The 21,374-nt window shown below is 59.8% G+C and carries 21 protein-coding genes; 14 read left to right on the top strand and 7 right to left on the bottom strand.

The annotated features are described in order from the left end of the window. Positions 1 to 8: 8 nt before the first annotated feature. Positions 9 to 1,163 (bottom strand): OmpA family protein, encoded by a 1,155-nt coding sequence (locus tag ACTIEN_RS01175; RefSeq protein ID WP_439521262.1) that lies wholly within the window; start codon positions 1,161 to 1,163, stop codon positions 9 to 11. A 252-nt stretch (positions 1,164 to 1,415) separates the two neighbouring features. On the opposite strand from ACTIEN_RS01175, the gene pheS reads away from it, so the two are divergent. The 6 genes from pheS to mscL all read left to right on the top strand — a co-directional run bounded on the left by pheS (position 1,416) and on the right by mscL (position 7,299). Next, the gene (pheS, locus tag ACTIEN_RS01170) at positions 1,416 to 2,489 is read left to right on the top strand and encodes a phenylalanine--tRNA ligase subunit alpha (RefSeq protein WP_439521261.1); all 1,074 of its coding nucleotides are present in this window, start codon (positions 1,416 to 1,418) and stop codon (positions 2,487 to 2,489) included. Then, positions 2,486 to 3,166: a hypothetical protein gene (locus ACTIEN_RS01165; protein WP_439521260.1), complete on the top strand. Its 681-nt coding sequence runs from the start codon at positions 2,486 to 2,488 to the stop codon at positions 3,164 to 3,166. Before pheS ends, ACTIEN_RS01165 begins: the two co-directional genes overlap by 4 nt. Further along, positions 3,163 to 5,559, top strand: coding sequence for a phenylalanine--tRNA ligase subunit beta (gene pheT, locus ACTIEN_RS01160; RefSeq protein ID WP_439521259.1), 2,397 nt, complete (start codon positions 3,163 to 3,165; stop codon positions 5,557 to 5,559). Before ACTIEN_RS01165 ends, pheT begins: the two co-directional genes overlap by 4 nt. Positions 5,560 to 5,586: 27 nt before the next feature. Beyond that, positions 5,587 to 6,219, top strand: coding sequence for a class I SAM-dependent methyltransferase (locus tag ACTIEN_RS01155; protein ID WP_439521258.1), 633 nt, complete (start codon positions 5,587 to 5,589; stop codon positions 6,217 to 6,219). A gap of 55 nt (positions 6,220 to 6,274) precedes the next feature. Next, positions 6,275 to 6,724, top strand: a complete 450-nt coding sequence (locus ACTIEN_RS01150; protein ID WP_439521257.1) for a YtoQ family protein — start codon at positions 6,275 to 6,277, stop codon at positions 6,722 to 6,724. 149 nt (positions 6,725 to 6,873) lie between these two features. Then, on the top strand, positions 6,874 to 7,299 hold the full coding sequence (gene mscL / locus ACTIEN_RS01145; protein ID WP_439521256.1) for a large conductance mechanosensitive channel protein MscL: 426 nt from the start codon (positions 6,874 to 6,876) through the stop codon (positions 7,297 to 7,299). A gap of 116 nt (positions 7,300 to 7,415) precedes the next feature. Here the strand turns inward: mscL and ald are convergent, their stop codons facing one another. Next, positions 7,416 to 8,537 (bottom strand): alanine dehydrogenase, encoded by a 1,122-nt coding sequence (gene ald, locus ACTIEN_RS01140; RefSeq protein ID WP_439521255.1) that lies wholly within the window; start codon positions 8,535 to 8,537, stop codon positions 7,416 to 7,418. A 136-nt stretch (positions 8,538 to 8,673) separates the two neighbouring features. Between ald and ACTIEN_RS01135 the strand changes: the two genes are divergently transcribed. The 3 genes from ACTIEN_RS01135 (at position 8,674) to ACTIEN_RS01125 (ending at position 10,134) form a co-directional block, all read left to right on the top strand. Beyond that, the gene (locus tag ACTIEN_RS01135; protein ID WP_439521254.1) at positions 8,674 to 9,132 is read left to right on the top strand and encodes an Lrp/AsnC family transcriptional regulator; all 459 of its coding nucleotides are present in this window, start codon (positions 8,674 to 8,676) and stop codon (positions 9,130 to 9,132) included. A gap of 74 nt (positions 9,133 to 9,206) precedes the next feature. Continuing rightward, positions 9,207 to 9,596 carry a VOC family protein gene (locus tag ACTIEN_RS01130; RefSeq protein WP_439521253.1) on the top strand — a complete coding sequence of 130 codons (390 nt, stop codon included), beginning with the start codon at positions 9,207 to 9,209 and terminating at the stop codon, positions 9,594 to 9,596. 103 nt (positions 9,597 to 9,699) lie between these two features. After that, positions 9,700 to 10,134 (top strand): FKBP-type peptidyl-prolyl cis-trans isomerase, encoded by a 435-nt coding sequence (locus tag ACTIEN_RS01125; RefSeq protein ID WP_439521252.1) that lies wholly within the window; start codon positions 9,700 to 9,702, stop codon positions 10,132 to 10,134. 143 nt (positions 10,135 to 10,277) lie between these two features. On the opposite strand, the gene metG is transcribed toward ACTIEN_RS01125, so the two are convergent. From metG to ACTIEN_RS01110, 3 genes are all read right to left on the bottom strand, one after another. After that, entirely contained in the window at positions 10,278 to 11,996 is a 1,719-nt protein-coding gene (gene metG, locus ACTIEN_RS01120; RefSeq protein ID WP_439521251.1) for a methionine--tRNA ligase, read from the bottom strand. A 71-nt stretch (positions 11,997 to 12,067) separates the two neighbouring features. Further along, positions 12,068 to 13,288, bottom strand: coding sequence for an MFS transporter (locus ACTIEN_RS01115; RefSeq protein ID WP_439521250.1), 1,221 nt, complete (start codon positions 13,286 to 13,288; stop codon positions 12,068 to 12,070). A gap of 48 nt (positions 13,289 to 13,336) precedes the next feature. Continuing rightward, entirely contained in the window at positions 13,337 to 14,026 is a 690-nt protein-coding gene (locus ACTIEN_RS01110) for an ImuA family protein (protein ID WP_439521249.1), read from the bottom strand. 132 nt (positions 14,027 to 14,158) lie between these two features. On the opposite strand from ACTIEN_RS01110, the gene modA reads away from it, so the two are divergent. The 4 genes from modA to ACTIEN_RS01090 are packed head-to-tail and all read left to right on the top strand — an operon-like array spanning position 14,159 to position 17,798. Then, on the top strand, positions 14,159 to 14,926 hold the full coding sequence (modA, locus tag ACTIEN_RS01105) for a molybdate ABC transporter substrate-binding protein (protein WP_439521335.1): 768 nt from the start codon (positions 14,159 to 14,161) through the stop codon (positions 14,924 to 14,926). Next, complete coding sequence (gene modB, locus ACTIEN_RS01100) at positions 14,923 to 15,621, top strand: molybdate ABC transporter permease subunit (RefSeq protein ID WP_439521248.1); 699 nt, start codon at positions 14,923 to 14,925, stop codon at positions 15,619 to 15,621. The genes modA and modB overlap by 4 nt, the downstream gene beginning before the upstream one ends. Then, positions 15,618 to 16,715, top strand: coding sequence for a molybdenum ABC transporter ATP-binding protein (modC, locus tag ACTIEN_RS01095; protein WP_439521247.1), 1,098 nt, complete (start codon positions 15,618 to 15,620; stop codon positions 16,713 to 16,715). The genes modB and modC overlap by 4 nt, the downstream gene beginning before the upstream one ends. Before the next feature lie 39 nt (positions 16,716 to 16,754). Further along, positions 16,755 to 17,798: an aldo/keto reductase gene (locus ACTIEN_RS01090; RefSeq protein ID WP_439521246.1), complete on the top strand. Its 1,044-nt coding sequence runs from the start codon at positions 16,755 to 16,757 to the stop codon at positions 17,796 to 17,798. 56 nt (positions 17,799 to 17,854) lie between these two features. On the opposite strand, the gene ACTIEN_RS01085 is transcribed toward ACTIEN_RS01090, so the two are convergent. After that, positions 17,855 to 19,105, bottom strand: coding sequence for an MFS transporter (locus ACTIEN_RS01085; RefSeq protein WP_439521245.1), 1,251 nt, complete (start codon positions 19,103 to 19,105; stop codon positions 17,855 to 17,857). A 183-nt stretch (positions 19,106 to 19,288) separates the two neighbouring features. On the opposite strand from ACTIEN_RS01085, the gene ACTIEN_RS01080 reads away from it, so the two are divergent. Beyond that, complete coding sequence (locus tag ACTIEN_RS01080) at positions 19,289 to 20,413, top strand: CaiB/BaiF CoA transferase family protein (RefSeq protein WP_439521244.1); 1,125 nt, start codon at positions 19,289 to 19,291, stop codon at positions 20,411 to 20,413. On the opposite strand, the gene ACTIEN_RS01075 is transcribed toward ACTIEN_RS01080, so the two are convergent. Then, entirely contained in the window at positions 20,410 to 21,267 is an 858-nt protein-coding gene (locus ACTIEN_RS01075) for a helix-turn-helix domain-containing protein (RefSeq protein ID WP_439521243.1), read from the bottom strand. The two genes, ACTIEN_RS01080 and ACTIEN_RS01075, sit on opposite strands and share 4 nt — an antisense overlap. Positions 21,268 to 21,374: the final 107 nt, after the last annotated feature.

Here is a 21,374-nt window from a genome sequence, read left to right as displayed (position 1 = left end):
CCTGGAAATCAGTTCTCGAAAATCACGTCGAAATCCACCCGGCGTTCGCTCAGTCCGGGTTGCCCTGCAAGAACTTGCGGGGTCGAATGGGCCGCGATGATGATCTGTTCCGGGTCAAACCCTGCTCCAACCAGAGAACTCATCAGCGCCACGGCCCGAAGGCGTGCCGTCGCCGGGGTTTCGCCCGAACCCGGCTCGTCCGAATATTGTCCGACCACACGCAACCGCGCGTCGGGGCAGGCCGTGGCTTGCGTGACCAGTTGAACAACCGCTGGCAGACCATCGGATGGGGCAGTGACTGAACGCGGCGAATAAAAGAGCTTGGTCTGTTGGACCGCCGCCTGAAGCTGTGCCGCACAAGGGGACACTGCGCCTGTGGCAGCGCGTGAAAGGCCGGGTAGCTCGGTGGTCTGCGCCTTTTCGCGGACCACGAATTTGACCCGGCGGTCATAATAGGCGGCGGACTGGCGACCTGTCACTTGCGATGGCTCCTGACTTCCCCGCCCAACCGCGCGGAACCGTGTCACGTCGATGCCTGCGGCCGCGATCCGCTTGAGAACCTCATCGGCGCGCTGTTGGCTCAACCGAAGGTTTGCACCGGGATCACCCGAAGGATCAGAGTGGCCCTCTACGATGATTTCCACGTTATGACATTCTTGGGCCACGAGTCCGATCAAACGGGCCTGTGCCATGCCGGATTCCTCGGCTGTCAGGCCGCCGCTTGGGAAGTAGACATGCGTCTGGTCGGCCAGATTAAAAAGGTCTTCGACGCAGGATTGATCCTGAGCAAGCTTGGCCTGGGCCGCCGCAAAGAACGCGCCGGGATTGTTGGTTGGGTTTACTTCCGGATCGGGCGAGATCGACACCTTCTGCGGCTGAACCGGGGTCGCCGTGACCTCGGGCGGGCGCTGTGATTGCACGACGGCCGCCTGTACGGCGTCGGCACTGCCTGACAGTTGTGGCGCGATTGTTGACCTTTGGTCGCCAAAGGCAACGGGATCCTGCGTGATATTGCGCGAGACCTGAACGTCTTCAAAGCCTGACGCGACCTCGACCCGGTCGCTTTCCCTTGGTCCCAGATTGATGACCCCCGTAGCGGCCAAGACGATCGCGGTGGTTGGCGCGATCCACGGCAAATGTTCCTTCAAAATTCTCAACGACATGCTCTTCCCCCAGAGTTCAAATAGCAGCGTGAGCGTTTTCTCGCTCAACATATTGACAGTGATATCGTTAGCTTCTGCTGAATTTTGTGCATGGGTCAACATCTATGTCGCGGTGTTTTGCCGATCACTAAGATTTCCGGGTATCTGTTACTTTCCCGTGCCACCTCGAAAGAATCCTGCCTGACTTTTGGGCTGGCTTGCGTCCTTGCACGGTCAAGGCTAGGGAAAGCACAACACGGGCCGGAGGGTGAAATGGACGATCTGCGCGACAAATATATTGGGCTGATTGCAGCGGCGGGTGATGAAGCGGCGTTGGAAGAACTGCGCGTGCAGGCCGTTGGCAAAAAGGGCGAGATCAGCCTGAAGATGCGCGAGCTTGGCAAGATGAGCCCCGAAGAACGACAGACTGCCGGACCCGCCCTGAACGCGCTCAAGGACGAGATCAATTCGGCGCTCTCCGCGAAGAAAGCGGCGCTTGAGGATTCAGCACTTGATGAACGGCTGCGCGGCGAATGGCTTGACGTCACATTGCCCGGTCGGGGCCGCCGACAAGGCACGGTCCACCCGATCAGCCAGGTCACCGAAGAGGTCACGGCGATTTTTGCCGATATGGGCTTTGCGGTTGCCGAAGGTCCGCAGATCGACAGTGACTGGTACAATTTCGACGCGCTGAACATCCCCGGCCACCACCCCGCGCGGGCCGAGATGGACACGTTCTACATGCACCGCGCCGATGGCGATGATCGCCCGCCACATGTGCTGCGCACCCATACCAGCCCGGTTCAGATCCGGTCTATGGAAAAGCAGGGCGCGCCCATTCGCATCATCGCGCCGGGCCGCGTCTACCGCGCCGATTACGACCAGACACACACGCCGATGTTCCACCAGGTCGAGGGCCTTGCCATCGACAAGGACATCTCGATGGCGAACCTGAAATGGGTGCTGGAAGAATTCGTCAAAGCCTATTTCGAAGTCGACGACGTCGAACTCCGCTTCCGCGCCTCGCATTTCCCGTTCACTGAACCGTCGGCGGAAGTCGACATCCGTTGCTCGTGGGAAGGTGGCACGCTCAAGGTGGGCGAAGGTGATGACTGGCTCGAAATCCTTGGCTCCGGCATGGTGCACCCGCATGTCCTGCGCTCTGCTGGCGTCGATCCCGACCAGTGGCAGGGCTTTGCCTTTGGCATGGGCATCGACCGCATCGCGATGCTGAAATACGGCATCCCCGACCTGCGCGCCTTCTTTGACTCAGACCTCCGCTGGCTGCGCCATTACGGGTTTGCGTCGCTGGATGTGCCGACTTTGCATGGGGGGCTGAGTGGGTGAACGATACTATCTCCGCCTGCGAAAATGTCTGTAGAGATTTTTCGTGGCTAGTCCCATTTCTCTCAGTTTTTGAGAAACTAGCCATCATATGTGGGTTTCTTGCTGCAATCTATCAATTGAACGCATGGCGTAGAGAGAAGACTGCAATTCGAAAATCTGAGATCGCTGAGGAGACACTGGTTTGTATTTTTCGGTTGGAGCGATCCGTTGCTCTAGCCTTAAGTGAAGCGAGGCAATTTAAGAAAAACAATGATGGCTCAATGAAAGTAGAGATAGAAGCATTGATTGGAAGTTGTGCGAAAGATTTCGACTTTTTGGACCTATGTCGAGCGCGTTGTTCGGCAATCATGCGTGACACGCGAGTAGATGACGCTCTAACAAAACTGTCGAAATTCAGAGCTACGATTTTCAAGGATGAAGGCCTCTCGGAATTTGTTGCTGAAAGGCGGTTCAATCCGCCAAGAAGGTTGCCAAAAAGCAGTACCGCTATGCAGAGCGCTCTCTTTCTTGGCTCTAGCCCGTACCAGGGCATGGTTGACCAATTGAGCCGCCAATTGTCCGGTATGCTTGGAACTGGTCTATTTGGCGTGCCCAGCGATCCGTTGGAGCGATTCATCAGTGCAGCTGAAGAGACAAAACCCTTGTTGAGCCCCCATATGAGGATGGAAACACAATGAAATTCACCCTCTCCTGGCTGAAAAAGCACCTAGACACCACGGCGACCGTGGACGAGATCACCTATGCCTTGACTGATCTCGGGCTTGAGGTCGAAGGCGTCGAAAACCCGGCCGACCGGCTCAAGGCGTTTACGCTGGCCAAGGTGAAACACGCCGAGCAGCACCCCGATGCCGACCGCCTGCGCGTCTGTACGGTCGAGACCGAAGAGGGCGACAAGCAGATCGTCTGCGGCGCGCCGAATGCGCGCGCGGGGATCACGGTCGTTTTGGCAAAACCGGGCGACTATGTGCCAGGCATTGACGTCACGCTCAGCGTCGGCAACATCCGCGGTGTTGAGAGCCACGGCATGATGGCCTCGGAACGCGAGTTGGAACTGTCGGACGAACATGACGGCATCATCGAACTGCCTTCGGGTGAGGTCGGTCAGAAATTCATCGACTGGCTGGCACAAAACGATCCGTCAAAGGTCGACCCGGTGATCGAGATCGCGATCACCCCCAACCGCCCAGATGCGCTGGGGGTGCAGGGCATCGCCCGCGATCTGGCGGCGCGTGGTCTGGGTACGCTCAAACCGCGTGAGCTTGATCCGGTGCCCGCGTCGTTCCAAGCCGACACCAAGGTGATCATCGACGCAGACACGCTGGATGGCTGCCCGCTTTTCTGTGGTCGGATCATTCGCGGCGTGACCAATGGGCCAAGCCCGCAATGGCTTCAGGACTCGCTGCGCGCTATCGGCCTGCGTCCGATCAACTTCCTTGTCGATGTGACCAACTTCTTTACCTACGATCGCAACCGCCCTTTGCACGTCTTTGACATGGCCAAGGTCACGGGCGATCTGCGCATCCACCGCGCGCAGGGCGGAGAGGAATTGCTGGCGCTGGATGGCAAGTCTTATGCGCTCCAGCCCGGCCAAATGGTGATTTCCGACGCGAATGGCCCCGAAAGCATTGCCGGGATCATGGGTGGCGAGGAAACAGGTTGCACAGACGAGACCACCGATGTGTTCGTCGAAAGCGCCTATTGGGATCCGATCCAGATCGCCTATACGGGCCGTGCGTTGAAGGTCAATTCCGACGCGCGATATCGGTTCGAGCGTGGTGTCGATCCGGCTTTCACACCAATCGGGCTGGAACACGCCGTGCGCATGATCGTCGATCACGCGGGTGGAGAGGCGTCTGAGATGATCATGGCGGGGGCCGTTCCCGACACGTCCCGCGCTTACAAGCTTGATCCGGTGCGGGTGGTTTCGCTGGTCGGGATGGACATTCCCGAGGCCGAGCAGCGCCAGACCCTCACGGCGCTGGGCTTCCGGCTTGAAGGAAACTTGGCGCATGTACCAAGCTGGCGCCCCGACGTGATGGGCGAGGCCGATCTGGTCGAAGAAGTGGCGCGGATTGCGTCGCTGACAAAGCTCAAGGGCAAGCCTTTGGCGCGCACCGATGCCGGAGTGCCCAAGCCGATCCTGTCCCCGATGCAGCGCCGCGAACGCGCCGCACGCCGAACTGCGGCGACTTTGGGGTACAACGAATGTGTGACCTACAGCTTCATCGACAAAGCGGCAGCGACGCTGTTTGGCGGCGGTGATGACGCGACGATGTTGGCCAATCCGATCAGTTCGGAGATGAGCCACATGCGCCCGGCGCTCTTGCCCGGTCTGTTGCAGGCTGCTGCCCGCAATCAGGCGCGAGGTTTCATGGATCTTGCTCTGTTCGAACTGGGTCACGCGTTCAGCGGCAGTGAGCCGGGAGAACAGCATCTGATGTTGTCCGGACTTCTGGTTGGGCGCACCAGCCCGAAAGACGTGCATGGCGCATCGCGGGCGGTTGACGTGTTCGATGCAAAAGCGGATGCCGAAGCGGTGCTTGCTGCAATGGGTGCCCCGGCCAAGGCACAGATCCGGCGCGGGGCCAGCGATTGGTGGCATCCGGGGCGGCACGGCGTGATCTGTCTGGGCCCGAAAAAGGTGCTTGGCGTTTTTGGGGAATTGCACCCCAAGGTTCTCAGGGCGATGGATGTAAAAGGCCCCGCCGTGGCTTTTACGCTCTGGCCAGAGGAAATCCCGCTTCCGCGCAAGTCGGGATCGACACGACCGGCATTGTTGCTGAACGATCTGCAGCCGGTCGAACGCGATTTTGCCTTTGTTGTGGATGCTCAGGTTGCGGCGCTGGATCTGGTGAATGCGGCGGCTGGCGCCGACAAGGTGCTGATCGAAGATGTGCGTGTGTTCGATGAATTCATTGGCGGCAGTCTTGGCGACGGCAAAAAGTCATTGGCCATCACCGTCCGTCTTCAACCCACAAGCGGAACGCTGAAAGAAGCGGATATCGAGGCGGTTGGCAAAAAGATCGTCGAGAAGGTCGAGAAAGCCACCGGCGGCACGCTTCGCGGCTGATCTTTTTGCGGGAGGGCAAGACAAGCCATGTATCAGTCTGCGAAATTCTGGGATCGGATTGCGGACAAATACGCGGCGACGCCGATCCGCAATCAGACGGCCTATGAGGCGACACTGGATCAGGTGCGTGCTCTTGTGACACCGCAGGACACGGTTCTCGAACTTGGCTGCGGAACAGGATCTACAGCGCTGGCGCTTGCACCCCATGTGGCGCGGATCGTGGCGACCGATGTATCCGAAGTGATGCTGGACAAGGGTCGCGAAAAGCTGCGCGATCAAGGGATCGACAATCTTGATTTTGCGCAAGCCGATGCCGCCGACGCCCCGACAGGCCCGTTCGACATGGTTCTGGCGTTCAACCTCCTGCATCTGCTGGAGGACATGGATGATGCGCTTTCCGAGATTGCCGCGCGGGTAAAGCCGGGTGGCCTTTTCATCTCGAAAACATTCTGCATGCCGGAGCGCCGCAACCTGATCTGGCTTTTGATCCAGACCGGGTTGCCCCTGATGCAGGTGATCGGCAAGGCTCCGTTTTTTGCCAAGCTGTCGATTGCCGAGCTGGACGCGGCGATCACTCGCGCTGGTTTCACCATCGTCGACACCCAGATGGCCCCGGGCAAGGATCCCCGCCGCACGATCGTGGCGCGCCGGACCGCGTGATTGGCCTTCCCCGCGATCTGCGTTAACCCTTTGGGCAATCAGAAGGAGAAATCATATGGGATTGCGTGTTTACCTGTCCGGCGAGATTCACACCGATTGGCGTGAACAGATCATCGAGGCGTGCCAAGGGTTGGATGTGTCTTTTGACAGCCCGGTCACGGATCACGCCGCGAGTGATGATTGCGGTGTTGAAATTCTCGGGGCTGAAGACAACAAGTACTGGCACGACCACAAAGGTGCGATGGTCAACGCGATCCGGACCCGCAAGGGGATAGCGGATGCGGATGTGGTCGTGGTGCGCTTTGGCGAGAAGTACAAACAGTGGAACGCGGCCTTTGATGCGGGGGTTGCCAGCGCCCTTGGCAAATCACTTATCATCCTGCAGCAGCCCGAGCATGACCACGCTCTCAAAGAGGTGGATGCTGCGGCTTTGGCGATGACGCGCACTCCGCAGGAGGTGGCCCAAATCCTGCGCTATGTTCTGACTGGCACGTTGCCCGTCTGAACTGCGCCCGGAACGCCGCAGATTGCGGCGGGATCGCGTAAATTCCCCGTGGATTGTTTCTGCGCGCGTGACAATGACCGTGGCAGTGCTATCAAATTTGCGACCCCGGTTTTGACGCCGGATTCAAGCCAACACGAGGGAAAAGAGTAATGATTCAAGAATTCAAGGATTTCATCGCCAAGGGCAATGTCATGGACATGGCTGTCGGTATTATCGTCGGCGCGGCATTCACGGCGATCGTGACGTCTTTGGTGGGCGATCTGATCAACCCGATCATCGCGCTGTTTACCGGTGGAATTGATTTCTCCGGCTGGTTCTACACGCTTGATGGCAGCGAACATGCGTCACTTGCGGCCGCTCAGGAAGCAGGCGCAGCCGTGTTTGCAATCGGCAATTTCATCATGGCCGTTATCAATTTCCTGATCATCGCGTTTGTTGTGTTCCTGTTGGTCAAAATGGTCAACCGGATCAAGGAGTCGGCAGAAAAACCTGACGATGTCGCCCCCGAGGTCGAAACCGGTCCAAGCGAGCTGGATGTTCTGCTGGAAATCCGGGATGCCTTGAAGAAAGGGTGAGTTTGCCCTGCGGCGTCCCGTGTTTCGGGACGCCATTCAATCAGACGGCTTCGTGTGGGATGCTCCACACAAGACCGGCATAGGTGTTCAAACAGCCATGACCGGCTGACGCCGGGTTACGCCTCTTTCAAAACCAGTTGCGGAGCAGTGACGTCGATGCCGAGGGCTTTGCCGACCGCATAGTAGGTCAGTTTGCCCGCATGCACATTCAGCCCGTTCAACAGGTGTGGATCATCAGCGCAGGCCTGTTTCCAACCCTTGTCGGCCAGAGCCAGCATATAAGGCATCGTTGCGTTCCCCAAAGCGATCGTCGAGGTGCGCGCCACCGCGCCGGGCATGTTGGCAACGCAGTAATGCAGGATACCATCAACGTCATAGATCGGGTGTTCGTGGGTGGTCGCCCTGGAGGTCTCAAAACATCCACCCTGGTCGATGGCGACGTCGACAAGGGCCGATCCCGGCTTCATCGTGGCAAGGTCGGCGCGGCTGACCAGTTTTGGCGCGGCAGCACCGGGGATCAGGACGGCACCAACCACCATGTCTGCCAGCGCGATCATCTCGGCGATGTTGGCCTTGCTGGCGTACCGGGTGCGGAATGTGCCTCCGAACACATCATCCAGATAGCGCATGCGGTTCAGGGAGCGGTCCAGCACGGTGACATCCGCGCCCATTCCGGCGGCAACACGGGCCGCGTGCGTGCCAACCACTCCGCCGCCGATCACCACGACCTGTGCGGGGCCAACGCCGGGCACGCCACCCATCAGCACACCACGCCCGCCATTGGCCTTTTGCAGCGTCCACGCCCCCATCTGCGGCGCAAGCTTTCCGGCAACTTCGGACATGGGGGCCAGCAGCGGCAACCCGCCACGATCGTCGGTGACAGTTTCATAAGCGATACAGGTCGCGCCGGAAGCAATCAGATCATGGGTCTGGTCGGGATCGGGGGCGAGGTGGAGATAGGTAAACAGGACCTGGCCCTCGCGCAGCATCTTGCGCTCGCCAGCTTGCGGTTCCTTGACCTTGACGATCATATCGGCGCTGGCAAACACCTCTTGCGCTGTATCGACGATCTGCGCACCGATTGTGGTGTAAACCTCATCATCAAACCCTGCGCCGGCTCCCGCGCCTTTCTGGACAAGGACAGAGTGGCCATGCGAAATGGCTTCCTGGGCTGCTCCGGGGGTGAGACCGACGCGGAATTCCTGTGGTTTGATCTCGGTTGGGCATCCAATTTTCATGGCGGTCTCCTTGGTTGAACTTACGACCAGAGTGCGGCTTGGGCGGTGCAATTGTGTATGGATTTCTGGCGTATTTTCAGGCACCTTGCGAAGGTTCTTCGAACAACAGGCGCATCATCAGGAGAAACCGGGCGCAATGACCTTGGATGATATAGATCGGCGGATTCTGCGGGTTCTGCAACGCAAGGGGCGGATTTCGAATGCTGAACTGTCGGAAGCGGTTCATCTTTCGGCATCGGCCTGTCATCGGCGGGTGCAGAGATTGGAAGCAGATGGCTATATCCGCGATTACGTCGCGCTGCTGAACGCGCGCAAGCTGGGGATGCCCGCGACCGTGTTCGTCGAAATCAAGCTAAGCAGCCAGGCGGACGACCTGCTTGAGGCGTTCGAGAAGGCCGTGGCACGGGTTCCGGATGTTCTGGAGTGCCACCTGATGGCAGGAACGGCAGATTACATCCTGAAGATCGTCGCCGAGGACACCGACGATTTCGCACGCATTCATCGGCAGTATCTGACCCGTCTGCCGGGCGTGGCGCAGATGCAAAGCTCATTTGCATTGCGCACCGTGTTCAAGACGACGGCTTTGCCGGTGTAACCTTGTGTCCGCATTTCACCGGATTTGTGTTACGATAGGTGGATTGATCTGAGTCCTGGTGAAGGAAGATGGCTATGCCTACCCCACATGGCGCGGTTTGCTGGAGCGAATTGATGACCCGCGATGCAGAGGCCGCGAAAACCTATTACGCCAAGATCTGCGGATGGAGTTACGACGCGATGAAGATGGACGGGGGGCAGGATTACTATGTCGCCATGAGTGCCGGGATACCTGTTGCCGGGATCATGGACATGTCTGGCATGGCGGTTTTTGAAGAGTTGCCCCCGCACTGGTTTACCTACTTTGCGGTTGATGATGTAGATGCTGCTGCTCGGCAAACCAAGGAGCAGGGAGGCGAAGTTGTGAGACCGCCATTTGACGTTCCGGGAATTGGCAGAATCGCCATTCTCAAGGACAGCTCGGGGGCGGCGATGGGCATGATCACCGAAGCGGAACAGGCCTGATTTGCGTCATCGGGTCAGAGACACTATATAAACGGTTCATCCGGAGCACCCGCGTATAACCCGGCCTCCTGAACATGCACCCCCTTTGATACAAGGAGTATTCATGACCCAAGTCAAAACGGGCGATACCGTTTCCATTCACTACACCGGCACATTGGCCGACGGTTCGACATTCGACAGTTCTGCCGGACGTGATCCGCTGGAGTTCACTGTTGGCGCGGGCCAGATCATTCCCGGCCTCGATCAGGCGATCTCAGGCATGGCCGTCGGCGATACCAAAAAGGTCGATGTGCCCGCAGATCAGGCTTATGGCGCGCGTGACCCAAGTGCCCAGCAAGCCGTGCCGCGCGCGGACATTCCGGCAGAGATCCCGCTTGAGCCGGGCACACAACTTCAGATGCAGACCCCGACCGGGCAGGTTGTTCCTGTCATGGTGGCAGAGGTCAACGACACCGAAGTGACACTGGATGCCAACCACCCGTTGGCAGGTCAGGATCTGACCTTCGATGTCGAACTGGTCGAGATCAAAGCAGCCTGATTCGGGCTTTCATGTTTCAGAGTGCGCTTGCACTCCAACCGTCCGGGGGCATCGTCCCCGGACCCTTGGCGCGTTTTTTGGAATCCAACAAGACCGCTTTGCATTTTTGACGCGGCCCTGAAGCCGTTCCGATGTTTGCTGCCTTAGTTCCGGATGCCGGAAAAACGCTCCTGCCAGCCTGCACGTTCATCATCGCTGATCTTGCGGAATGTCACCTCTGGCACGGTAAAGCTGTGGCCGGCAGGCATTTCGTGCAGGGATGACGTCACATCTTCGGGCCACTCTGCATCTTCCGCATGCATTGCAGTCAAGAGCTGCGCCGCTGCGTCAGGGATAAACGGGCTTGAGATCACCGCATAAAAGCGGATCAGGTTCAGGGCCGTTCGGATCTGCATGGCGGCGGGGTCAGGGTCGTCCTTGAATGTGGTCCAAGGTGCTGCATCTTGCAGGTATTCATTGCCCAGAACCCAAAGTCCTCGTAGTGCGTTGGCAGATTTGCGGACGTCAATTGCATCCATATGCGCCTCGTAGTCCCGCAGACCTTTTTCAAGATCCTTGATCAGCTGCGCCTCGCGCTCACCCGGCGTGCCGTTTGCGGGCACCTCTTCCCCAAATTTGGAGCGGCAGAACTTGGTCACGCGGCTGGCGAAATTGCCCAGAACATCGGCCAGGTCCTTGTTCACCGAGCCTTGGAAATTTTCCCAGGTGAATTCGCTGTCCGAACTTTCGGGCGCGTGGCTTAGCAACCACCAGCGCCAGTAGTCGGCGGGCAGGATTTCAAGCGCCTGATCCATGAACACGCCGCGCCCCTGCGACGTGCTGAACTGGCCGCCATCATAGTTCAGGTAGTTGAACGACTTGATGTAATCGACCAGTTTCCAATCTTCACCAGAGCCGAGGATCGTCGCCGGGAAGCTGAGCGTGTGGAACGGCACGTTGTCCTTGCCCATGAACTGGGTATAGCGCACATCGTCCGCGCCCCGGTCGGTGCGCCACCAGCGTTCCCAATCGGCATCTGCCTTGCCATGCGCCTCGGCCCATTCGCCGGCGCAGGCGATATATTCGATGGGTGCGTCGAACCAGACGTAGAACACCTTGCCTTCCATGCCGGGCCAGTCTTCCTCGCCCCTCTTGACCGGGATACCCCAGTCGAGGTCGCGGGTGATGCCCCGATCCTGCAAACCGTCGCCGTCGTTCAGCCATTTCTTGGCGATGGACGTGGTGAGGATCGGCCAATCGGTCTTGCTGTCGATCCAGTCCTGCAACTTGTCGCGCATATCGGACTGGCGCAGGAAAAGGTGCTTGGTCTCGCGCACTTCAAGGTCAGTGGATCCGGAAATCGCAGATCGCGGGTCGATCAGGTCGGTCGGGTCCAGCTGCTTGGTGCAGTTCTCGCACTGGTCGCCACGGGCCTTGTCGTAACCGCAATTCGGGCAGGTTCCCTCGATATAACGATCTGGCAGGAAGCGTTTGTCCGTGTTCGAATATATTTGCTTTTCACTGACTTCGCGGATCAGGCCCGCCTCGGCGAGACGACCAGCAAGGTGCTGGGTCAGCTTGTGGTTCTGTGGGCTTGAGGACCGTCCGAAATGATCAAAGCTCAGACGGAACCCCTTGGCGATCTCGGACTGAACAGTGTGCATCTCGGCGCAATAGTCTGCCACCGGCTTGCCCGCCTTTGCCGCCGCCAGTTCGGCAGGGGTGCCATGTTCGTCCGTGGCACACAGGAACATCACCTCGTTGCCGCGCGCACGCAGATAGCGCGCGTAGAGGTCTGCGGGCAATTGGCTGCCCACGAGGTTGCCGAGGTGTTTGATCCCGTTGATGTAAGGGATCGCCGACGTGATCAGATGCCGTGCCATATTCTGTGCGCCCGCGTTTTGGTCTGAGGTTTTTGCCGCTTTAGCGGATCAGCCGCCCAAGTGCCAGAGCGTCAGTCTTTTTCGCGGCTCGAACGCATCAGGCGACCGATCAGGAATGACGTGCGTGGCGCGTAGACATAAGGTGTCTTCGACTGGGTCGGGCGGACGCGCATCCGGATGATGCCGAAGATCACCAATCCCGCATGACCTACCGCAATCATCGCAAACAGGGCAGGCGGTCCGAACATCCCCATGAGAACCGAGGCCAGATAAGGCGCGGCAATCGCCCCTGTCGCGTACCAGAACATGAGCGCTGCCGACAGTTCGACACGTTCGTTCGAGGATGCAAAATCATGGGCATGGGCGGCGGCGACAGAATAAATCGGAAAGGTGGTCAGGCCAAAGATCATCGCGGTCAGAAAGACGCCGGATGTCGGCAGATTGGTCAGGGTCGCAGTCATGACGGACGAGGCGATGGCGGCCACCGACAGCCAGATCAGCACCCAACGGCGGTCATATTTGTCGGCAAGCCAGCCCACGGGATATTGCGCAAGCGCACCGCCTGCGACGAAGGCCGCCATGAAAAGTGCGATCTGATCAAGGGCGAGGCCGACGCCCTGTCCATAGACCGGGCCGACCATGCGGAACGAGGCCGAGGACAGGGCCGCGACAACAACTCCGGCCGCTGCAAGGGGGGATCGTGCGACGGCCAGCATCGGACGCAGACGCGGCGCATTCGGCGTTTCCGGTTGTGGCCGGGTGGTAAGGGCCATGGGCAGAAGCGCCGCACAGCACAGGATCGCAAGCAGGTTATAGCTTACATAAGCGGCAGGGGTGAGCACACCGATCAGCAGTTGTGCCACCAGCGATGCGCCCATGTCGGCGATACGGTATAGGCCCATCGCGCGGCCGCGGGTTTCATTGGTCACCTCGGCCTGAAGCCATGCCTCGATCACGGTGTAGCAGCCCGCGACGCAGATGCCGGTGGCAATTCGCATGATGGCCCAGGCGTTGGGATCGGGCAGAATCATATGCGCCAGAAGGCCGATGGCTCCCAGAACCGTAAATGCGGAAAAGGCGCGGGCGTGGCCCACCGTGCCCATCAGACGCGGAGCCCACCAGCAGCCAACGAAGAAACCGAGGAAATGTGACGACCCCAACAGGCCAATTTCGGCTGTTGTGAAGCCCAGGGTGATGCCGGATATGGCGTCGAGTGGTCCAACACCACCCGAAGACAGCTGCAACATGACGACAGACAGAAAGAGGGCGGCAAAGGACAAGGGCAGGCGCATGACGCCAGCGATACCGCATTCCGCCGCGCTTGGGTGTCCCTATTCGACTCAGGATGTCGTTTCTTTGGTCGGGGTGAAGGAATTTCGTACGAAATTCCTTTGGCGGGCAGAAATTTCGTACGAAATTTCTGTGTCCGGCGCGCTTGGGTTCAGGCCTGTGCGTGTGTGGGTCATCAGCCAGTCGCGCGGTGGGGCCATGCGGGCGCGCAGGCGGCTGAGGATCCAGTGTCCGGCGCCTTCATGATGCGCAGGTGCAAGCGACCAGCGGGTTTCGATCCCCGGCGCACCACCTTCGTGCGGTGTAAGCAAAAGCGCCAGTGGACGGCAGATGCCTGCGCCGCACCCCGCCTCGGCAGCCAGATGCAGACGGCGAACCGGGACCATCGCAGGTGGCGCGGACAGATCGCCGATGACCACCGGGGCCTGCCCGTCGCGCAGCGCCTCTTCCATCGCCCAGAGAAGCATGTCGCGCTTTTGGGTGGTGACAAAAAGGATTTCGCCGGGGGGGATCAGAGGGGCGATGGCATCTGCACACAGGGTTTCGGACGTTGCCTGTGATGTGATCCAGACCACTGGCCCGCTGGTCTGTGCGGCAATCGCCAAAGCCAGCATGCGCCGTGCCTGACCACAAAGTTCGTGAACGCGCCCCAGCCGCAGCGCGATCTCTGCGTCCCCAAGCGTGATCTCGGGGGCAGGACGATGCGGGCGTCGGGACAGGAGAGCGGCAGCGGTTTGCATGGGCGCAATTATATATGTTCACATTTTGTTCTCAAGAGATTCGTCGTAGTCTGCTCATGGGCACTTGCCACTTGGCGGTACACTTGGTCTGGTACGCAGGATAAACGGCCTTGGCACAAGGACTTGGAATTCGTGATCTCGATGCTGCGCGCAACGCTGTTTCTCATGTGCCTTGCAGTGCCTGCCAAAGCCGCTGATCTGACCGTGTTTGCCGCAGCCTCTCTGGGGGACGCGATGGCAGATCTGGCCCTCGCATGGGACTCCGAGACCGGGCAGTCACTGACGCTTGTTCTGGCGGGCAGTTCAACGCTCGCCCGGCAGATCGACGCCGGTGCCCCGGCTGATGTCTATGTGTCTGCCAATGCGGCATGGATGGATTGGTTGTCCCAACGCGGACGCATCAATCCAGAGCAGCGTCTGGATGTCGCTGCCAACCGGTTGGTTCTGGTGGCGCATGATCCGGCCGCGCGCTCCGAGGCAGAGATCACGGCACACACCGACATCCAAAAGGCACTTGGCCCGGACGGGCGACTGGCCGTTGCCTTGCCTGACGCCGTTCCCGCCGGAATCTATGCCAAGGCCGCGCTGTCAGACCTTGGACTTTGGGACGGTCTGCGTCTTGCCCCGACGGACAACGTCCGTGCCGCGTTGGCCCTCGTGGCGCTGGGAGAAGCGCCCTTGGGCGTGGTCTATGCCACAGATGCCCTGGCCGAGCCGCGTGTCGTTGTGGCGGGTGTCTTTCCCGCAACCAGCCATCCCCCGATCCGCTACCCGGCGGCTGTCGTCACGGAAAGCACCGAGGCGGAAACAGCTGGAGACTTCGTCGATTGGCTGACCAGGGATGTGGCACAAGGGATTCTGGCCCGGAACGGGTTCTTGCAGGCGATGCCAACCCCGTGACGGGATGGCTGGGACCAGAGGAATGGCAAGCCGTTGCGCTGTCGCTCAAGGTGTCGTTCTGGGCCACGGGTTTAAGTCTGCCGTTTGGAGTGCTGTGCGCCCTGGCACTGGCTCGGGGCCGGTTTGCTGGCCGCGACGTGCTCAATTGGCTGGTGCATCTGCCTTTGGTCCTGCCACCTGTGGTCACCGGCTATCTGCTCTTGCTGAGCTTTGGGCGGCGTGGACCGATCGGTTCGATTCTCAGCGATGTGTTCGGGATCACGCTGGCGTTCCAATGGACCGGCGCTGCGCTGGCCGCGTCCATCATGGCGTTTCCGCTGATGGTGCGTGCGATCCGGCTGGCGATCGAAGCGGTGGATCCCAGGCTTGAAGAGGCCGCCGCGACCTTGGGCGCAAGCCGGATCAAGGTGTTCACCACGGTCACCCTGCCGCTGATCCTTCCCGGGATCATTGCAGGCGCGGTTCTGGCCTTTGCCAAGGCGATGGGGGAATTCGGGGCCACCATCACCTTTGTGTCGAACATTCCCGGTGAAACCCGCACGGTGCCCTCTGCGATTTACGCGTTCCTTCAGGTGCCTGGTGGCGAAAGCAGCGCGTTGCGGCTGGTTGGCGTCGCCGTGATGATCGCCATCGGCGCGCTGATCCTGTCTGAGTGGCTATCGCGCCGCGTGGCAAGACGGATATCGGGCGCATGAGCCTTCTGGTGGACATTCAGCGGTCATTGGGCAGGTTCCGTTTGGCGGCGCGGTTTGAGGCACCCGAAGGTGTGACCGTTCTGTTCGGGCGATCCGGCAGCGGCAAGACATCGGTGGTGAAATCCATTGCCGGGTTGCTTGCGCCGGAAAAGGGGAAGATTGCCGTCGATGGCCGTATGCTATTTGACCGGGCCGCAGGTGTGAACGTTCCGGTCCACAAGCGCCGACTGGGCTATGTGTTTCAGGACAGTCGGCTGTTCCCGCATCTGAGCGTACGCGAGAACCTGACCTATGCCGCGCGGGTCGGCGGGCGTGGCGCGCGACAGCCGGACGAGGTCGGGGCGCTGCTGGGCATTTCCCATCTTCTGGACCGGCGTACCCACGCGCTGTCAGGAGGCGAGGCGCAGCGGGTCGCCATCGGGCGGGCGCTGTTGTCAGAGCCGGACATGCTTCTCATGGATGAGCCTTTGGCGTCCCTTGATGGGCCGCGCAAGGCCGAGATCCTGCCCTATCTCGAAACGCTGAGGCGGGAAACCGGGCTCTCGATCCTTTATGTGACGCACAACATGGCAGAGGTCGCGCGTCTGGCCACACATATCGTGCTGATCGACGAAGGTCGCGTCCTGCGATCCGGGGCGCCCGAGGAATTGCTGACAGATCCTGACATGGTGCGCGTGCTGGGCATTCGCGACGCAGGCGCGGTCTTGTCGGCGACGGTGGCGGCCCAGCCGGATGATGGCATCAGTGAGCTGACGGTGTCCGGTGGGCGACTGTTCTTGCCTGCCGTGGATGCCCCTGTCGGGGCGAAATTGCGTGTGCGCATTCTGGCGCAGGATGTGATCCTGTCGCGAACCCGTCCAGAAGGGATTTCTGCGCTCAATATCCTGGCGACGAAAGTGCTGGCTGTGCGGCGCGGTGAAGGACCGGGTGTCATCGTGCAGTTGCAGGCGGGCGACGACCGGTTGCTGGCGCGGATCACGCGGCGCAGCGCCGACGCGCTGCACATCGTCGAAGGGGCCGAGTGCTTTGCGGTGATGAAATCGGTCGCCGTATCCCAGACCGATATCGCGGTTGGCTTGCAGAGCGGGCTTTAGCCGCTAGGTTGCGCCAAACCGATCACGAAGGAACCTGCGATGAAGATGAACCGACTGGGCAAAACCGATCTCATGGTGTCCGAACTTTGCCTGGGAACGATGACGTTTGGCAATCAAACATCCGAGGCCGAGGCCCACCTTCAGATGGACATGGCGCTGGATGCCGGGATCAATTTCCTGGATGCCGCTGAAATGTACCCGGTCAATCCAGTCAGCGCGGAAACGATCGGCCTGACGGAAGAAATTCTGGGGTCCTGGTTCCAAAAGACCGGACGCCGGAATGACTATATCCTCGCGACCAAGCAGTCTGGCGAAGGCATGCAACACGTCCGCGACGGTGCGCCGATCACGTCCAGAAGCGTGCCCGAGGCGGTAGAGGGGTCGCTGAAGCGTCTGAAAGTGGATCACATTGACCTCTTCCAGCTTCACTGGCCGAACCGTGGATCGTACATGTTCCGGCAGAACTGGACCTTTGACCCGACAACACAAGACCGCGCCACCACGTTGCAGAACATGGCCGATGTGTTGGGCGCGCTGGGCCGCGAGATCGAAAGGGGTCGTGTTCGTCACATAGGCCTGTCCAACGAAAGCACCTGGGGTACCGCGATGTGGCTCAAGGTGGCCGAGGCGATGGCTGGACCGCGCATGGAAAGCATTCAGAACGAGTATTCGCTGATGTGCCGTCTGGCGGACACTGATCTGGCCGAAATGATGATCAATGAACAGGTCTCGTTGTTGCCGTTTTCGCCATTGGCAGCGGGGTTGCTGACAGGGAAGTACCAGAACGGAGCGGTACCGGACGGGTCGCGCATGTCGCTGAATGGCAACCTGGGTGGACGCAAGTCGGACCGTGCGTTTGCAGCTGTCGATGCCTATGCAAAGGTGGCAGACGAGGCCGGACTTGACATGGCGTTGATGGCGCTGGCCTGGTCCGCACAACGGCCGTTTGTGGCGTCGTCGATCTTTGGGGCGACGACACCCACGCAGCTTGAGCATTTGCTGAAAGCTGTCGGAATGAGTTTGAGCGGGGATGTTCTGAAGACGCTGGACGAAACGCACAAGCAGCATCCGATGCCGTACTGACCCTCGGCTCTGCGGAAATTGTGCCGTTTCGATATCGTGTCGACCTGAAAGCCGGATCAGACCTGTTGTGGTTCAAGAACGGGTGCCTGTTCCGGGGTGACGCGTTGCTTGCCGGTTTTCCCAAGTCTCGCGGGCAGACCGTTCGCCAACAGCCATCCACAAAACAGCGCGGCCGAACCGGCAGCAAAGATGCCCGACAAGGGGGCCACCAACAGCACAAGCCATGCGACGCCGGGAGTCAGAATCCCGGACACGTCGCGATAGCTTGAATAAACCGCTGACATCTCGGTTCGTTCGGACGGTTTGACCGCCAAAAGAAAGGGCAGGCCGGCAGAGACGTCCAGCAGGATGAGGAAGAACGACCCAAACATCAGGCACAGAACCGCGATCCACGGAAAGCCGGACAAAAGCGCCGCTGCCGCAAAAAGCAGACCCGACACCATAAAGCCTGCGCGCACAGCGTGGCGAATGGACCGGCGCTGCATCCATCGCAGCATGAAAGGCGTCACAAACAGCGCCCCGTTCGAGATCGACAGGGCGATCCCGCCAAGCTGATCCCCCAGGCCTGACTCGATTGCAAAAATCGGAAGGTAGACAACATAGACCCACCAGCCACAGGATCGGATCACCGCAAACAGCCACCCCGCAAGAAGCCGGGGTTGCGCGCCAAATCGGGGTAGATAGCCCAGCGGATTGGTAGGTGCTGCACGACTTTTCGTGATCAGCCGGCCATTTCCAAGGCGCATCACAAGGAACATGAAGATCATGACGCCTGAGGCTGTCGCTGCGACAAGGAAGGGTGCAGGTGCCCACCAGCGGAGCAGGATCACACCAAGCGCCGGACCCAAGGTCCAGCCCATCGCGCTGTAGAACATGCGCGAGGTTTCGCATCGGCCCAGTTCGATCTTGGCGATGTAGTCCAGCACATAGGCGTTGAAACAGACAAACGTGGTCACTGTCGCGATCGAGGTCAGGAGCAGCGCAAGCACGATGGCCGCCGGTGATCCCTCGATTGCCAGCAATGCGCCGATGACAAAGCAGGATGCCCCGGTCACGTAGACCCAGCGCCTTGGGATATAGCGCGACAGGAAAGGCACTAGAAGGCCGGTGAACAGCGATAGAATGCCAATCAGGAAATAGACCTTCGAGACGACCGCCGCGTCTTGCAGGGCATTGTACATTTGCAGTGGAAAAACCGAAATGAGGATGCCGCGCGCCACCGCTTCAGCTCCGGCAAGCAGGGCAAACCCCCGGACGCTTGGCGCGGGCGCATGTCGGAGCCATTCTGGAATACGGCGTTCGTGCATGGGCGACTTTCGAAATGTTCTCGCGGTGTAATCGGCTGAATCTGCCGTGCATTGCCATCTGCGACCTGATGTCGTTTTTCTGAAGTCTGGACATCAGGGCTGCGGGTGCGTCCAAGCCTTCACAGATGCCGGCCCAGTCGTGTTATGCTCCGGCGATTTCACAGACCCACAAGGTAGGCATGTATGACGGAACGTCCTTTAACCGGAATCCGTATTCTTGAGGTCGAGGGCATTGGCCCGGGACCGTTCGCGGCGATGATGCTGGCCGATCTTGGGGCTGAAGTGATTGTTGTGCATCGCCCCCGAACCGGTCCGGCGGCGGGGCTCAAGGATCGCCCGGTGACGGATCGCGGCAAGCGGTCGATCATTCTTGATCTGAAGTCAGACAACGACCGCACGGTGTTTCTGCAACTGGCCGCGTGCGCGGATGGTTTGATCGAAGGCTTTCGTCCCGGTGTGATGGAAAGGTTGGGTCTGGGACCGGCAGACTGTCAGGCTGACAATCCGCGCCTTGTCTATGGTCGTATGACCGGTTGGGGGCAGGACGGACCTTTGGCGCAGCAGGCGGGCCATGATCTCAACTATATCTCTTTGGCTGGCGCGTTGTGGTCTTCGGCATTGCCCGGTGAGCGGCCAACGGCGTCGCCCACTCTGGTCGGAGACATTGGCGGCGGTGCGTTGTATCTTGTGGCCGGGATGCTGTCGGGTCTTCTGGCGGCAGGGCGCACCGGGCAGGGAACGGTTGTGGATGCCGCTATCTATGATGGGGTTGCACATATGCAGAACCTGCTGATGTCCATCGACGGCGCAGTCGATGATGGGCCATCGGCGCAAGCCAATCCTCTGGTCGGCGCACATTGGTCGCGCACCTACGAATGTGCGGATGGGCGATTTGTCAGTGTCCAATGTCTTGAGCCGAAATTCTATCACCTGTTCTTGGAGAAGATGGCGCTTTCGACGGACGCCGACTTTGCCACCCATCAATTCGAACGAACAGCGTGGCCGCGCCTGTCAGAACGGTTGTCGGCGCTTTTTCGTGCCCAACCCTCATTACATTGGACGACGCTGTTCGCGGGCAGCGATGCCTGCGTCGCGCCGGTGTTGTCGCCACGCGAGGCTTATGCGCATCCCCACAATGCGGCGCGGGGCACATGGCATATGAGGGAAGACGGGCCGCAGGCGGCACCCGCCCCGCGTTTCGGCGGTCAGGCCTCGCAGGCCCCAGCCAAGGTGCGTGCCCGTGGCCAGGATACGGCCGCCATTCTGGCAGCGATCGCATCCGGAGATGGCTGGCTATCGGAAACCTAACCCTCTTTGTCCAAGAGCTTGCTCAGATCTGTCAAGTGGTCTGGAAACGCGCGCGCCGTGATCTGCGCCTCGCGTACCAGTCGGTCGAAATGGTCGGAAAACGCCCGCACCCGCTGGGTGTCGCGGAACGCAAGGTAGTTGCTTCCGACATAGATCACGGACAGCAACGGTCCGAATACGGTGATTGGTGCGGAAAAAAGCTGGCGCGCGTCGAAAAGGTACAGGCGCATCCGGGGATAAAGTGAAGTGGTCAGGTCAAGCCAGTGGTCGATCTGCCGTCGCCGCACATCAAGCGACAGACCGTCGTAATAGCCTGTGCCTTCGACGAAACTTTGCAACTCGTAGAGCGGCATTGCGATTTCGTAATCCGATGCCGAGCGGCGCATCCATGCAAGCCTGTTGGCCGAGGCGGTGATCGCCTGTTCTGCCGTGCGGCCCAGATGGGGACCGTATTCCCATTTCAGAACCTCATGGGTCTTCAGCATGTCGGGAAGGGCCGCAGGCACATGCCGGATCTTGTAACCGTCAGCTTCCCTGTGCCAGTCAAAGATCTGCTGATCCACCAAAGCCCGCGGTGCATTTGTCAGTGTCAGGGCACTGGCCAGCAAATCAGCTGCGTTCTCCGGATGTTCCGCCAGACCAAGCAGCCAATCCGCCGACACACCCAACGCACTTGCACAGGCCCCGACCACATGCGCGTTCGGCAGGCGTGCGGCGTCATCGCGCAGCAATTGCGAAATCGTTGACCGGTCGACACCGGTTTTGCGCGCCAAGGCACTTTGATTGGTGCCTGCGCGGGTGATCGCCACATGAAGGCGCTTGCGAAACAGATCGGCGCGATATCGTTTGTCCATGATGTGAATATAACAGGTGGTGACCTAAATCACCAGATATGACGATTGTGCATCATATCCGGAATTCTACGACATCCTTGAAATCCGTACTGTTCGCTGTGGGAACA

Source organism: Marivita sp. (assembly GCF_051859345.1).
Taxonomy (GTDB): domain Bacteria; phylum Pseudomonadota; class Alphaproteobacteria; order Rhodobacterales; family Rhodobacteraceae; genus Marivita.
This window is presented reverse-complemented; position numbering and strand designations above follow the sequence as displayed.